Origin of the sequence: Streptomyces sp. NPDC001381 (assembly GCF_042895685.1) — a bacterium.
In the GTDB taxonomy this organism is placed as follows: Bacteria; Actinomycetota; Actinomycetes; order Streptomycetales; family Streptomycetaceae; genus Streptomyces.
In genome coordinates this window covers 88,026-102,168 of record NZ_JBIAWO010000006.1, presented here as the reverse complement: position 1 = coordinate 102,168, position 14,143 = coordinate 88,026, and the positions used below count along the sequence as shown (strand labels likewise).

Annotated in this window: 11 protein-coding genes; 3 read left to right on the top strand and 8 right to left on the bottom strand. The window is 71.9% G+C overall.

Annotation, left to right across the window (positions count from 1 at the left end):
• The first annotated feature begins 113 nt into the window (after positions 1 to 113).
• Both ACFY2L_RS26410 and ACFY2L_RS26405 read left to right on the top strand, forming a co-directional pair.
• Positions 114 to 1,160 (top strand): zinc-binding dehydrogenase, encoded by a 1,047-nt coding sequence (locus ACFY2L_RS26410; protein ID WP_390662182.1) that lies wholly within the window; start codon positions 114 to 116, stop codon positions 1,158 to 1,160.
• A gap of 193 nt (positions 1,161 to 1,353) precedes the next feature.
• Positions 1,354 to 1,854, top strand: a complete 501-nt coding sequence (locus ACFY2L_RS26405) for a hypothetical protein (RefSeq protein WP_390823587.1) — start codon at positions 1,354 to 1,356, stop codon at positions 1,852 to 1,854.
• An 85-nt stretch (positions 1,855 to 1,939) separates the two neighbouring features.
• Here the strand turns inward: ACFY2L_RS26405 and ACFY2L_RS26400 are convergent, their stop codons facing one another.
• The 8 genes from ACFY2L_RS26400 to ACFY2L_RS26365 form a co-directional block, all read right to left on the bottom strand.
• Positions 1,940 to 2,845, bottom strand: a complete 906-nt coding sequence (locus tag ACFY2L_RS26400; RefSeq protein WP_390823586.1) for a diacylglycerol/lipid kinase family protein — start codon at positions 2,843 to 2,845, stop codon at positions 1,940 to 1,942.
• Positions 2,846 to 3,089: 244 nt separating this feature from the next.
• Complete coding sequence (locus tag ACFY2L_RS26395) at positions 3,090 to 3,776, bottom strand: HdeD family acid-resistance protein (RefSeq protein WP_390823585.1); 687 nt, start codon at positions 3,774 to 3,776, stop codon at positions 3,090 to 3,092.
• A 311-nt stretch (positions 3,777 to 4,087) separates the two neighbouring features.
• Entirely contained in the window at positions 4,088 to 5,767 is a 1,680-nt protein-coding gene (locus ACFY2L_RS26390; RefSeq protein ID WP_390823584.1) for a bifunctional 3-(3-hydroxy-phenyl)propionate/3-hydroxycinnamic acid hydroxylase, read from the bottom strand.
• On the bottom strand, positions 5,764 to 6,915 hold the full coding sequence (locus tag ACFY2L_RS26385; RefSeq protein WP_390823583.1) for a VOC family protein: 1,152 nt from the start codon (positions 6,913 to 6,915) through the stop codon (positions 5,764 to 5,766). The genes ACFY2L_RS26390 and ACFY2L_RS26385 overlap by 4 nt, the downstream gene beginning before the upstream one ends.
• A 149-nt stretch (positions 6,916 to 7,064) precedes the next feature.
• Positions 7,065 to 8,831: an FAD-dependent monooxygenase gene (locus ACFY2L_RS26380; protein WP_390823582.1), complete on the bottom strand. Its 1,767-nt coding sequence runs from the start codon at positions 8,829 to 8,831 to the stop codon at positions 7,065 to 7,067.
• Positions 8,832 to 9,136: 305 nt separating this feature from the next.
• The gene (locus tag ACFY2L_RS26375; protein WP_390823581.1) at positions 9,137 to 9,487 is read right to left on the bottom strand and encodes a DoxX family protein; all 351 of its coding nucleotides are present in this window, start codon (positions 9,485 to 9,487) and stop codon (positions 9,137 to 9,139) included.
• The gene (locus ACFY2L_RS26370; RefSeq protein ID WP_390823580.1) at positions 9,484 to 11,421 is read right to left on the bottom strand and encodes an acyl-CoA synthetase; all 1,938 of its coding nucleotides are present in this window, start codon (positions 11,419 to 11,421) and stop codon (positions 9,484 to 9,486) included. The genes ACFY2L_RS26375 and ACFY2L_RS26370 overlap by 4 nt, the downstream gene beginning before the upstream one ends.
• Positions 11,422 to 11,516: 95 nt before the next feature.
• Complete coding sequence (locus ACFY2L_RS26365; protein ID WP_390823579.1) at positions 11,517 to 12,467, bottom strand: fumarylacetoacetate hydrolase family protein; 951 nt, start codon at positions 12,465 to 12,467, stop codon at positions 11,517 to 11,519.
• Between the two features lie 155 nt (positions 12,468 to 12,622).
• Here ACFY2L_RS26365 and ACFY2L_RS26360 point away from each other — a divergent pair, with 155 nt between their 5' ends.
• On the top strand, positions 12,623 to 13,297 hold the full coding sequence (locus tag ACFY2L_RS26360) for a TetR/AcrR family transcriptional regulator (RefSeq protein ID WP_390823578.1): 675 nt from the start codon (positions 12,623 to 12,625) through the stop codon (positions 13,295 to 13,297).
• Positions 13,298 to 14,143: the final 846 nt, after the last annotated feature.

Below are 14,143 nucleotides of genomic sequence, written 5' to 3'. Positions count from 1 at the left end.
CCCGGCCCCCAACCACCCACGAACCACCACCCACAAACCACCACTCGCACACCACCAATGGGCACCCATCGGCCGAGCCGCCGTCGCGTGCCGCTCACAGAAAGCAGTTCCCCATGGACACCATGCTCGCCGGACGCTTCCACCTGGACAGCAAGAAGTTCGCCGTGGAAGAGGTCCCCGTCCCCGTGCCCGGCCCGGGCGAGGTCCTCATCGAGGTCAAGGCCGCCGGCGTCTGCCTCTCCGACGTCCACCTCATCGACGGCTCTCTCGTCCCGCTGTTCGCCACCTCCGACACGGTCACCGTCGGCCACGAGGTCTCCGGCGTTGTCCACACCCTCGGCCCCGGCCTCAAGCGCGGCCTGACCGTCGGCACCCGCGTCACCCTGGAGGCCGGCAAGACGTGCGGCCAGTGCGCCGACTGCGTACGCCGCCGCCCCTGCACCCGGATGCTCACCGCCGGCATCGACTACGACGGCGGCTGGGCCCAGTACACCGTCGCCCGCGAGGACACCCTCATCCCCATCCCGGACAGCCTCCCCTTCGACCAGGCCGCGATCATCCCCGACGCGGTATCCACCCCCTACGCCGCCGTCGTGGCCACCGCGGGCGTCCGCCCCGCCCAGTCCGTCGGTGTCTGGGGCGTGGGCGGAGTCGGGGCCCACAACGTACGCCTGGCCCGCCTGGTCGGCGCCGCGCCGATCATCGCCGTCGACCCGCTGCCCAGCGCCCGCGAACGCGCCCTGGCCTTCGGCGCCGACATCGCCCTGGACCCGGCCGCCCCCGACTTCGCCGACCAGGTCCGCGGGGCCACCGGCGGACGGGGCCTGGACTTCGCCTTCGACTGCGCCGGCGTCCCCGCCGTCCGCGAGCAGGCCGCCTCCGTGCTCGGCCTGGGCGGCTCCCTGATCCTGGTCGGCATCACGCCGCACCCGCTCACCATCAGCGAGGGCCTGACCTTCAACTACCTGTCCAAGCAGGTGCGTGGCCACTACGGCGGCTTCCCGGAGTCCGTCAGCGAACTCGTCCGGCTGACCGCGGCCGGCCGCCTCGACCTGGCCCCCTCCATCACCGACCACATCCCGCTCGCCGACGCCGCCGACGCCGTACACCGCCTGGAGAACAAGACCGGCGACCCGATCCGCCTCATCCTCGTCCCCTGACGCCTGTTCGACCGGACCATCAAAGCCACCCTGGGCAGGGGTGAGTGGGCGCCGGTGCTTGAGGGAGCACCGGCGCCCACGACGTCTTCCCGGAGCGCGGCACCTCTTGAGCGGTCGCCCTGGAGGTCGGGCCGCTGCGGGATCGAGGCGGCACACTGCGTGGTTCCGGCCATGAGCTGTTCACCGTCCTTGAATGCGCGGCTCTGAACCGAAGTTGCCGGTCGGACACGCACGCGGGATCGTTTCCAGTGGAGGGGCCGCCGAGCGGGCCGAGGCCGCCGAAGATCATGTCTCCCAGGCCGCAGCCCAGAGCCGCGAGCAGTCGCAGGCCGAGGTTGAAAGGGCGCGCGAAGACGCCCAGGCCCAAGCCGCCAAGCTCCAGGAGTCGGCGCGCGGCGCCGAAGCGAAGATTTCGCCGTGGTGGGCCGAGATGCAGCAGAACTGGCGCGACCACACGGCCAAGGTGAGCAGAGACGTCGAGACCCGCAAGCAGGAGCACGACGCGGCTCGTGCGGCCCGCGAGGCCGAACGGGCGGAGGCGGATGCTGTCGCCGCGGTCGCATTCGCGTCGGCCGCCATCGAAGAGGCCGAGTACACGGTCCTCGATGGCAGGCTGGCCCGCCTGGAGGCTGACGAGAAGGCAACCGGACAGCGCCCCGACGGCATCGCCAAATGGGCGGGCCGCTCCCGATGATCACCGGAAGCGGCCCGCTTCGTATGAGGGCGACGGGACGAGGAGCGGAGCAGGCCATCCGGTCGTGTTGTGCGGCACGGGTCCCTCAGTGGCGCACCGCGCGCTCCGGCGGGAGCCCTGGCCGGTCCTTCGGCAGCAGTACCCGTAGGGCGCCCGGCCGGATTCCGCACCGGACGGGGAGAGGAAGCCGCACTGCTTCACCGTCGACGCCCGCGTCCAGGTGCCGCACCTCGCCGTGCAGCGTGATGCCGGGAGCCGACCAGACGACAACCCCTTCACCCGGCGGGTCGGCACCGCGCTGGTGCTGTCGCAGTTCGCCGCGCAGGTGCCGCAGGAGGTCCGGGGGCGCCTGCGCCGGGCGCTTGAGGACAACGGCGCCCAGTTGTCCCGTGGTGAGGGAGAAGCGACGCCCCAGCCAGCGGGGTGTGGCCAGGTGGTAGGGGTTGTTGGAGACCAGCACCACCTGCGGGAACTCGACGGTCCCCCAGGGGGTGTCCACGCGGGCCTCGACCCACTGCCTGCCCTTGAGATAGTCGGGGGCCACCGTGGCGAACGCGCGCGGCTTGTCCTCCCGGTAGCCGGGCTCCAGCAGGGCGTCGGCGTACATGCCGAAAGAGACGTTGTTGACGAAGACACGCGAGCCGAGCACCCCCAGGTCCACCTGTGCGGACTCACCGTCGACCAGGGCGTCCAGTGCCCGCCCCGGATCGCGGAGGTCGAGGCCGAGGTCGCGGGCGAAGTGGTTGCGGGTGCCCGCCGGGACCACGAGCAGCGGGAGGCCCTCGTCGGCGGCCACCGCGGCGACCGCCGACACGGTGCCGTCACCGCCCGCCACCCCCAACACCTGCGCCCCTTCCTCGACCGCGTTCCGGGCGAGCGACGCCGCGTCCCGTTCCGCGCTGGTCATCCAGACCTGGGCTCCCAAGTCCTCGGCCCGCTGCACCAGGCCGTAACGAGCGGTCTTGCCGCCGCCCGAGCGTGGGTTCGTCACGACCACCACCCGCGCACGGGTCCGATCGCCGGCCATCACCGCACCCACTCTCGCTGCTCAGGCCGATCTACGGCCGTCGGGTTGACGTAGGACATCGCTCCTCCTGACGGCGTGGCGGAGGTACGAGCAGCGCCGGTTGGCGGCGCGTCCGTGCGCCGCGGGCAGCCGGACAGCCGCTGTCTGCCGCAGACATCCGGTACGGCGGACGTCTGCGGCAGCGGGGCGGCCGGAGTCTGCGCCGCGATCAGTGCTGAGGGTGCGGTTGGGAGCGGAACGCAGGTCGCCGCCCGGCAGTGGTCCCTGGAGCGAGACGGCCGACCTCGATGCGCATCCTGATGGCGTGGACCACCTCGATCACGCCGAGGACGATGGCCATGATGCCCGCCGCCAGGGTGAGCGCGCCGATCGAGGTGAACGGCGAGACGATCAGCACGATGCCCGCCAGCCCACCGATGATCCCGTTGAACAGCATCCATCCACGCGCCGGCGTGTCCGGAGTCATGGCCGCAGTGGCCGTCACCATGATCCCGCGCAGCAGCCAGCTGAAGCCGATCCACAGGGCGAGCAGCAGGATCGACTGCATCGTGCCCCGGAAGCAGATCAGCCCGAGCAGGACGGAGAGCGCGCCCGTGAGGAAATGCAGGGCCCGAAGATGCCCGGGGATGTGCGTGCCGAAGGCGGCGGCCAGCTGGAAGACACCGATGACCAGCAGATAGACGCCGAAGAGCACGCCGACGACCCGCAGCGTCTCCTCCGGCCAGGCAAGGACCACGACGCCGAGGGCGGTGGTAGCCAGGCCCGTGGTGAGAAGGATCTGCCAGCCCATGTTCGCCAAGGCCGCCAGGCTTCCGCCAGGGGAGGCGTCCGGTGGCCCGGTGCCGTGCTGGGGCCTGGTACCGGTGCCTGATGGGGAATCGGAGGGAGACGTCATACCAGCTCACCCTTCCGAGAAGAGAGGAGGCGGATCGGTTCCCCTCCATCGTCACCCCGCCCGGCCCCGTATCGCCTGACGAGGGGGGATGTGGCCGAGTGAGATCTGTTGCGCCGGCGCCGTCGCTCCCGGGGATGCCGCTTCGCGCGATCTCCATGCGTTGCTGACGGCGCCCAGGGTGCCGGGTCACCCGCCGCCGAGCCCGGTGCGGCGGCGGGGACGGGGGTTGCCCCGGCTGACGTTCCCGCACCCGCGAAACGACCCTGTGAACAGGCACGACGGAGTGCAGGTCGCGGCTGCGCGATGGGCCTTCAGCCACCGTCACACAGGTGCGTGGGCACGGCAGCGGAGCTTCCGGTCGTACCGGCGCCGCTGCACAGTATGGGCGCCCAGGCCGCCGCGGCGGCCGCAAGGTCGTCGCCACATGCCCTGCCGCGGCGGGGCCGGGTCGCGGTGGCGAGGACGACTCGGTCGGGGCGGAGCAGGACGGCGCCCGCACGGCCCATCCAACGGACCAGGGCGCCGATGCCAGGATCGGCCCCGTGCCCGTTGCCGCCCGTGCCGGGCTGTTGCCGCCGGGGGGTGTGCAGATTCAGGACGCGGGCGTCCAACGCTCGGACGAGGGCGTGCAGGGCCGGGCTGATCGGTGCAGTGGCCAGAAGTGCGAAGTTCTCGCCGAGCAAGTCGTCCAGCAGACGTGGGGTTCCGTCGGCGTCGGGGATCAGCGGCTGGGGGCACACCGTGCCCGGGCGTGGATGGCCCGGGCGGCGGAAGCCGACCAGAGGTCCGGACCGCAGCGGTGGGCTGACGGCGGACAGGACGAGACCGGACGCGCCCGGCACGCGGGAGAGGGCGGGCAGGACGGCGTTGCGGGCCAGTACGGTGCCCGTGCCGCCGCCGGTCATGACCGCACCCACGCCCACGGCGGTACGGATCAACTGACGTGCGTGGCGACGCCGTTCGGCCTGGTAGGTGTCGAGCAGGGCCTCGCTCGCACGGCCGGTGAGGACACGGGCGAGCTTCCAGGCGAGGTTGTAGGCGTCACGCATCCCCGCGCCCATCCCCTGCCCGATGAAGGGCGGGGTGAGGTGGGCGGCGTCACCGAGCAGGAAGACGCGGCCCTTGCGCCAGTGGTCGGCGGCCTGGGCACGGAAGGTGTAGAAGGCGGTGCGCAGGACGTGCAGCTCGTCCTCGGCGATGCCCGGTGTCCAGGGAGCGATCAGCTCGAGCAGACGCGCCCGGTCGGTGAGCTCCTCCGGCTGTTCGCCGGCGCGCAGGCGGAACTCCCAGCGGTAGCGGTCCTCTCCGACACGCATGTAGGTGGCCGCCCGCCCGGGATCGCAGATCTGGTGAACGCCGTCCCAGGCGGGCAGCGGCACACGGCAGCGAATGTCGACGACAAGCCACTGCTGCTGGGATGCGAGGTCCTGCATCCGGGAGCCGATGGAGGCGCGGACCAGGCTGCCCGCGCCGTCGCAGCCCAGGACGGCGTCGGCCAGGAGCCTGTGGGAGACGCCGGTGCCCTCGTCGCGGAAGGAGACCTCCACCGGGAGGCCGCCGTGCGGGGGCGGGGTCACGGCGGTGACCTCGATGCCTCCGCGCAGCGTGATCGAGGCGTGCTTCGTGAGGGTGTCCCGGAGCAGTTGCTCCAGCTCGGGCTGGTCGAACATGTTGGCCTGGGGAAAGCCGTGCCATCCGTACGGACTGTCGCGCAGGAACTCGGCCAGCACCCGGTGCGAGCCGTCCAGCAGCCGCATGCCGCGGGCGGGACGGGTGATTTCGCTGAACGCCTCGTGGATGCCCACGGCTTGGAGGATGCGGTGCACCTCGTCGTCCAGGTGGACGGCGCGCGGCAGCGGATACGGGGCGCGGTGGCGTTCCAGGACCAGGGCGGGCACGCCGTGACGGGCGAGGAGGGTCGCGGCGGTCAGCCCGGTGGGTCCGGCACCGATCACCACGACGGGTACGTACTCGGGGGCGGTGGCGGTCACTTGCTCAGGGCTTTCATCAGGCCCATCAGCCGGGCTCGGTCGATTTCGTTGTCCTCGCGCAGTGCGGAGATCGCCTGGAGGAGCGCGCCTGGAGAGGGGGTGATGCCGAGGAAGTCGCGGGTGGCGGGCGGGCCCCACTGGGCCAGGCCGGAGGCGGACATCGCGGCCCAGCCGGGTTCCAGCGTGCTGTCGAAGACGTCGCCGTCGGCGTAGTGCTCCAGCATGAAGCGGTCGGGGTCACGCCAGTAGTCGAAGATCTGGCTGCCCTGGATGTGCCGGCCGATGCCCCAGGAGTGGTGGTAGCCGCGCTCTCGCAGGTACTCGCCGCCGGCGGCGAGCGTGTCGAGGTCGGCTACCTGATAGGCGGAGTGGACATACCCCGTGTCTGGGCCGAGATGCATGGCCAGGGTGTGGTGGTCGGCGGGTTCGTCGCCGCGGTCGCAGCGGATGAAGGCCATGGTGGGGCCGCGGTCGCGCTGCCCGTCCAGATAGAGGAAGTCGCTGACGATCAGGCCGAGGTGCTGCAGGTACCAGTCCAGGGCGCGCCGGAAGACCCGGGTGGAGAGCACGACGTGGCCCAGACGCTGCACCTGGGAGGGTTTACGGGGCGGGCGCTGGGTGGCGTTGACGCGGGCGGCCGCGGTGGTGGTGCCCGTGTTGAGGATCAGGGGCTGTCGCAGCGGTCGCGCGGGCTGCTCGGTGACGCCGTGCACGACACGGACCGGGATGCCGGAAGGGTCGAGCAGGTCCACGGCGCGGCCTCCGCCGTACTCGGTGAGGGTGCGGACCTTGTGGCCGGTGGCGCCGGCCAGCCGGACGAGGTCGGCGGCGTCGGCGGCCTGGAAGGCGGGGCCGATGAACCGGGAAGCGGGGCCGCGGCGGATCACCAGGCAGTGCGGTCCGGCCATGGCACCCCGTAGATAGAGGACGTCGTCGGTACGGGCGGCGGTGGTGAAGCCGAAGTCGTGGGCGAAGGTCTCGGCCCGGTCCAGGTCGGGCTTGGTGAACTCCAGCCAGGCCAGGTCGACCACCTTGATGACGGGCTGAGCGGCTCGGCCGGGGTGCTCTCCGCGCAGGGCGCCCTGCTCGCTGTGCAGACCCTGATGGGCGTCGGAGGTAGGGGCGGGGGTGGATGTCGGGTCGTTCACGGGGGATTCCTTCCTGTGGCCTCCACGACCTGTCGCGATGGCGGGGCGGGTGCCGCGGTGTGCCGGAGGCGAGGGTGAGGGGTGGGGGGCCCGGCCCGCCGATTGCGGCGGTGATCGGCGGGCCGGGTGGCACGGCAGGTGAGCGGTTCCTACCGTGCGAGGAGGGTGTCCAGTGCGGTGGTGAGTGCGGCGACCGGGTCGGTGGCCGCACCGTGGGCGCGCCAGCCGATGAAGCGGTCCGGGCGCACCAGGACGGCGCCTTGCGGTGTGTGACCTCGGGCGGCGGTCCAGGTGGAGCGCAGGTCGCGGTAGTCGCCGTCGAGGTGGCCGATCCGGATGGCGTCCACCGGCAGCCCGCACTCGGCGGCGATCTTCTCGGCGGCTTCGCACCAGGCCTGACCGTCCTCTCCCGCGATCAGCAGCAGGCGGCCGGGGCGCACCAGGCGGGCCAGGGCCACGCGACGGCCGTCGAGGTCCTCCAGCCAGGCGTGGGGCAGCGGGTGTCCGGGGCGGGCGGCGGGCTGGTAGACGCGGACCGGGTCGGGGTTCTCGGGTGCGGGAGTGCCGTCGGGGACGACGGCCGCGGAGTCGTACGTGTAGCCGAACTCGACGCCCAGTTCGTTGAACTCCATGGACTGGGCGGCCACGGCAGCGAGGAAGGTGCGGCGGAAGCCGGCGTCGGCGGGGTCATCGCTCCACAGGCGGCGGGCCTGCCGCCAGTTCTCCTCCTCGCCGGCCTCGGGCCCGCCGCCGAAGAGGGCGTTGACGGCGATGTGGTTCATGGCGTTCTCCAGCGAGCGCTGGACGTTGGTGGCGTCCGCCGGGCGCCGTTCGGCCTCGTAGGTGTCGAGCAGGGCGTCGCCGGCCTGGCCGTTCAGGACGGCGGCGAGTTTCCAGGTGAGGTTCTGTACGTCGTGCATGGCGGAGGTCAGGCCGAGGCCGCCGGTGGGCGGGTGGCGGTGGGCGGCGTCGCCGGCGATCAGAACGCGGCCGACGCGGTAGCGGTCGGCGACCACGCCTTCCAGAGTCCAGCGGGAGATCATGTGGACCGTCAGGTCCTCCTCGCTCAGGCCCAGCCCGGTGCGCAGGTCGGCCAGTACCGACTCGTCGTCCAGCGCGCGGCCGTCATCCGGCCCGTAGTTGAGGTGGAAGACCCACTCCTCGGACTCGGGCCCCCAGTGGTGGGGCCCCATGGGCACGAGAACGCCGGGGATGCCGAGGCCGGGCAGCCACAGCCAGCGGATCAGCACCTCCGGGTCGTGCGCCCAGCGGGACAGATCGGCGGAGATGTGGAAGGAGACCACGCGGGCGAGGTCGCGCACGCCCTCCTGGACGATCCCCAGTGCGGGTCCGACGGTACGGCCGCCGTCGCAGCCCAGCAGGTAGCGGGCCCGCACCCGGTAGGTCTCGCCCGTGTCGCGGTCGGCGACGGTGGCGGTGACGCCCTCGTCGTCCTGGGCGAGTCCCGTCAGCTCGTGGTGGAAGCGGACCCGGCCGGGCGAGAGTTCCTCGGCGCGGGCGCGCAGGACCGGCTCGAGGCGGATCTGGGGCAGGTTGGCCTGTCGCTCGGGGCTGGCCGCGAGCCACTCGGGTGAGCGGCCGCCGGCTCCCCAGGCCTCCATCCTGGCGACCCTGCGGCCGTAGTCTTCGTGGTCGCCCGCCAGGCCGACGTACCAGGCGGTGTGGGACATCTGCCCGGCCGGGGTGGAGGCGGCGTAGATGGTGTCGGCCACGCCGGCGTCGCGCATGATCTCCATGGCGCGCTGGTTGAGGACGTGGGCCTTGGGCAGGACGGAGGTGCTGGGCCAGGCGGTGACCAGCAGGGACTCTATGCCCATGCGGCTGAGCAGCATGGAGGCGGTGAGCCCCGCACCGCCGCCGCCGACGATGAGGACGGGGACGTCGAGGTCGTTCATTGGGTACTCCATGGGGTGTCACGGCTCGGGGCCATGGGGTGGGGACGGCTCAGGGAGCGGCGGCGGAACAGCGCCAAGAGCGTTTCCCGGTCGATCGACCGAGGCGGGGTGCCGGTCCCGTTCGCGGGTTGAGCGAGCGGCGGCGCGTACGGTCCGGACAGCGCGGAGGGGCTGATGGGGACCGGCAGTGCCGAATGAGAGGGCCGCTTCGGGCCTGGGCGGCCAAAGGCGGCCTGCGGCGGTGCTGAGAGTGGAAGCTGGGCGGTCACGGCGACACGCCAGCCGGCGACAGGGTGTGCGGTCGGCTAGCCGCAAGCCAGCAGCACGAGATGGGCTGCGGCCAGGGCACCCGCGATGACGGCCGGCAGGCAGCGGGCCGCCGGATCGCCGCTGCGCAGGTGGACGACGACGGCGCCGGCCATGAGCAGGAGCAGGCCGATGGATGCGGCAGCACCGAGCGCGGTGATCCGCAGGCCGAGCAGCAGTCCGGCCGCTGCTGCCACCTCCAGGGCACCCAGGAGGCGGTAGTGGGTGGTGGTCATGCCGACGTGTGCCGCGGCCTGGCGCATCGCGGGTACTGCCGCGAGCTTGGCCGACCCGAGCACGAGGAAGATCCCTGCGAGGAGGACGGCGAGGACGATGGCGGTGATGCTCACGGGGTTTCTCTCTCAGGTGGCTGGCTGGGGGCGTACTGCCAGTGCAGGACGTACCGGTCGAGGGCTGCGCTGACCCTGCGGCGTACCGTCTCGTCGGCAGGGGCGGGCACCGTGACGCGGACACCGCCGTCGTGCGGCCGGCACAGGATGCGTTCCGGGTCGCAGTCCGCGCCCTGGGCGGCCAGTTCGGCGTGGACCGCGCGGAGGGTCGCGTCCAGGCGGAGGCCGAGTTTGTAGGGCTTGCCGACGGCGGTGAGCGGGATGGCGTCGATCACGATCACCTCGCGCGGGGTGGCGGCGCGTTCGGGGACCCTTTCGGTGGCCCAGGTGAGCAGTTCGGCGGGGTGGGTCCGGGCGCCGGGGGCGAGGGTGACGTAGGCGACGGGCACCTCACCGGCGTGCGGGTCGGGGCGGCCGACCGCCGCGGCGGCGGTGACGTCGGGGTGGGCGAGAAGGGTGTCCTCGATCGCGGCCGGGTCGATGTTGTGACCGCCCCGGATGATCAGGTCCTTGGCGCGGCCGGCGAGATGGATGAAGCCGTCGGCGTCGATGCGGGCCAGATCGCCCGTGTCCAGCCAGCCGTCGCGGATCTTCCCCGCGGTCTCCAGCCGGGGTCCCTGGGCGGTGTGCCCGGCCACGTATCCGGCGAAGACGACCGGGCCCCCGATGGCGAGCACCCCGGTGGCGCCCGGCGGCAGGTCGTGCCACTCGCCGGTGTCCGGGTCGATCCGCACGGTCTTGACCTGCTGGTAGGGCAGGCGCCGCCCGACACTGCCGGGACGAGTGTGACCGGGCAGGCCGAGCGCGGAGGCGCAGGTCGCCTCGGTCAGCCCGTAGCCCTCGCACAGCGGGATGCCGGTGTGCTCCTCGAAGGACGTGCGTACGGCGGGCGGAAGGGGCGAGGCGCCGACGGCGGCGAACCGCATGCTGGAGATGTCCGCGTCGACGGGGACGTGGGCGAGGACCGAGTACACGGTGGGCACGCCGGACATGGCGGCGATGCGGTAGTGCTCCACCAGCTTCCAGAACACCGGATACAGCTCGGGGTCGCGGTAGCCCAGCGGCCCGGCCCACACCACTCCCCGGCCGCGCAGCAGCGGGCCGAGCAGGGTGACGATCAGGGCGTTGACGTGGAACAGCGGCAGCGCCGCGAACATCACCCCGTCCTCATCGAGAGGAATGCTCGCCGCGACCATCCAGGCATCGACGACCTCGTTGGCGTGGGTGTGCGCGGCGAGCTTGGGAGTACCGGTGGTGCCGCCGGTGTGGAAGTAGGCGGCCAGGTCGTCGGCGGCCGGGGGCTCGATGTCCACCAGTCGGTCGGCGGGATGGGCGGCGGCCAGCTCCGTGAGGTAGCCGACGCGCACGCCCTCGATGGGGTCCAGAGCGGGGGCGGGTCCGTCGGCCAGGGTGGGGGTCAGGGCCAGCAGTGCGTCCAGCCGCAGATCCGTGGCGACCTGCCGGGCCGTGGCCCACACCTGTGCATCCAGCTGCGGACCGGCGGCGATGAGCACCCGCGCACCGCCGCGCCGCAGCAGCTGCTCGACGTGCTCGGATGCCAGGCCCGGGTTGACCGGGGCTGCGATGCCCGCTGCCTGCGCGGCCAGCAGGGCGGCAGGCAGCTCCGCGGTGTTCGGGGAGAGCAGGCCGACGGCGTCTCTGCGGGTGACGCCGAGCGAGCGCAGCAGGTTGGCCGTGCGGTGCACCTGATCGCGCAGCTGCGCGAAGGTCGCGGTGGCGGGGCGCAGGAAACGCGCGGCGTCGGGCAGCACCGTCAGGGCCGGGCGGTCGGGCCACAGACGGGCGGCACGTCGCAGGGTGTCGTACGTGGTGGCGGGCAGGCCGCGCTCATGCAGCGGAACAGCCTCGATCGCGGACAGGTCCGCGATGCTGTCGTGTGCGGGCCACAGCAGGTCGGTGGGTGTGAGTGTCACCGGTGCGCCTTTGCAGGGTGAGGGAGGGGGTCGAGTGGCCGGCCCGATACGGGGATGCCGGGCCGGCCGGTCCCGGGCGGGGGTCCCGGGAGTCTTCAGCGGGCGCGCACCACCGTGCGCTGCTCGCCGAGATCGAGTGCGCCGTCATCGGTCGCGATGCGAGCCGTGACCGCGTCGCCGTCCTTGAGGTAGTCGGGGTTCGCCTGCTGGCGGGCGAAGAACTTCTGCCAGCGCTTGTGCGGCGGCAGCAGGGCGGCAAGCGTGGTCAGAAGCCTGCCGGGGGATTTCAGGGCGGTGCCGCCGGGGGTTCCGGTGAGCAGGACGTCACCGGGTTGCAGCGTCTGAAAGCGGGCGAGAAGGCTGAGTGCACGGGCGGGTCGGACGATCATGTCCGCGGTGGTGCGGTCCTGCCTCGTGGTCCCGTTGACCTTCAGCGTGAGCCGCAGGTCCGGCAGCCGGGCCAGGTCGTCGGCATCGACCAGCAGCAGCCGGGGCCCGAGCGGGGTGAAGGTCGGGTACGACTTGGACTCGTAGAACTGCGTCTTGGGCAGCTGCAGGTCGCGGGCGCTGACGTCGTTGGCGACGACCAGCGCCGCGACGTACTGGGACAGGGTGGCGTCGGTGACCTCGGTGCCGACCGGCAGGTCCGCACCCATCACCAGCCCGAGCTCCACCTCGTAGTCCAGGAAGCGCACGTGCTGGGGACGCACGATGTCCTGGTACGGGCCGCTGACGGACCCCGACGCCTTGCGGAAGAACGCGGGCGGGACGGTGTCCGGGTCGAATCCGGAGTCCACCGCGTGGGAACGGTAGTTGACCATCTGCGCCACCACCCGGCAGGGGGTGGTCACGGGCGACAGCAACTCCGCTTCTCCAGCGGAAAGCCCGGAGTCGGGGGCGGCCGCGGCCCGGGCAGCCGCCCGCTGTACGGCGGAACGGTCGGCGAGCAGGCCGGCGGTGGTGTCCGCGTCGGTGTCGACGCGGTGCAGCAGTGTGCCGCTCTCCACCCACCAGCCGTCTGGGGTGCGGACGACCTGGATACTCATCGGCTCTCCTGAGTCCTGGACAGACGTCGACCGGACCGCTCCCGCGAGCAGCTCCAGTCAGCAGTGATGAGAGAATCAGCCCAGATGGCGCCCTCGTCAACGCCCATCACCCCTGAGGTATCTATCAATACTGATCCATCGGATACGATGAGGGCATGATGAGCATTGACCGACAGGGCAGGGCGAACAGCCGGACGCCCGGCCGCGCGCCCAACCGCCTGGACCGGCGCAAGGCGCGCACCCGGGCCGCGCTGATCGCCGCCGCGCAGGGGTTTCTCGCCGAGCAGGGGCGGACCGACGTGAGCATCCAGGAGATCACCGAGGCGGCGGACGTCGGCTTCGGCTCCTTCTACAACCACTTCACCAGCAAGGACGAGCTGTTCGACGCCGCCGTCGCCCTCACCCTGGAGCAACACGGCGAACTCCTGGAATCCGTAGTGGGAGACCTCAAGGACCCCGCGGAGATCTTCGCCGCCAGCGTCCGCCTGACCGGCCGACTGCAGCGCACCCACCCGCAGATCGCCCGGATCCTCGTACGCACGGGCATGCCCTATCTGACCTCGGACAGCGGCCTGGCCCCGCGGGCGATGCGGGATCTGCGTGCCGCCGCCGACGACGGACGGCTGGACATCGACGCCCCGCACACCTCCGTGGCCATGGTCGGCGGCGCCCTGCTCGGAGTGCTCCACCTGCTGGAGACGCGCCCGGACCTGGATGCCGCACATGTCTCCGACCAACTGGCCTTCCGCCTGCTGCGCATGTTCGGCATGACGCGCGCCGAAGCCCAGGAGATCGCCACCCGGCCCCTGCCGTCGCTGCCCCGGACCTGACGTGGGCGAGAGACGGCTTCAGTTCCTCACGCAGGTGTGTGATGAGCTGCTCGCGCGCGTGCTTGTCCGCGTCGATGAGGCGTTGCTGCTCGGGGTCTGAACTCGTCTCCGGAATGACCAGCTGGTCGTAGTGCTGCTCGAAGTGGCCGCCCTCGATCGTTGACGCATGGAGGACGAGCGCTGCTTCTGTGCTCTTCTCCCACAGCTGCCGAGTCTTCGGCGAGGCGAACAGATCAACGCGAGCGCTCAGCTGCCGGCGTAGTTGGTAGCCCTCTGCAGTCTTCGGCCCGTATCCCATGAGGTAGGGGTCGGAATCAGCGGCGAACGAGACCTGGCCGTCCAGGTGCGTCAGTAAGTCGAGGCAGAGGCTGGATCGGCGGTCCCACAGCTCCTTGGCGCGGATCTCCTTGCGCTGAATCCGGGCCTGCAGTCAGGCAGTACCGGAACTGGCCACAAGGGCGATTGCGCCGCCAAGCAGGACTCCGAAGAACTGATCCACACTCGCTCCTTCCCGAGCGAGCTGGCCGCGCAGGCCATTGGCGCCGGCGCCCCCAGCCAGGCGCTCGCCAAGGTTTTGGCGACGCTGGAGCCGACGATCGCCCAGGATCGCCCGCACGTGTGCGGCCAGGCTCCCGCTGTCCCTCCGCTGTGTCCGGCCTCCGTACCCCAGCAGGCCACCGAGACGCTGCCTGCTGACGATGCGAAGGAGTTCCCCCGTCCTGCTCGCTGCTCGCCGGCTGAGGCGTTCGAGGAAGCCATCCTCCCGTGGAAGCCGCCACGGTCCGCACCTACTTCAAACGTTCGCGTGATCGTGGCATCCCGGTCCCCACGGGCGAGTTGGACGGC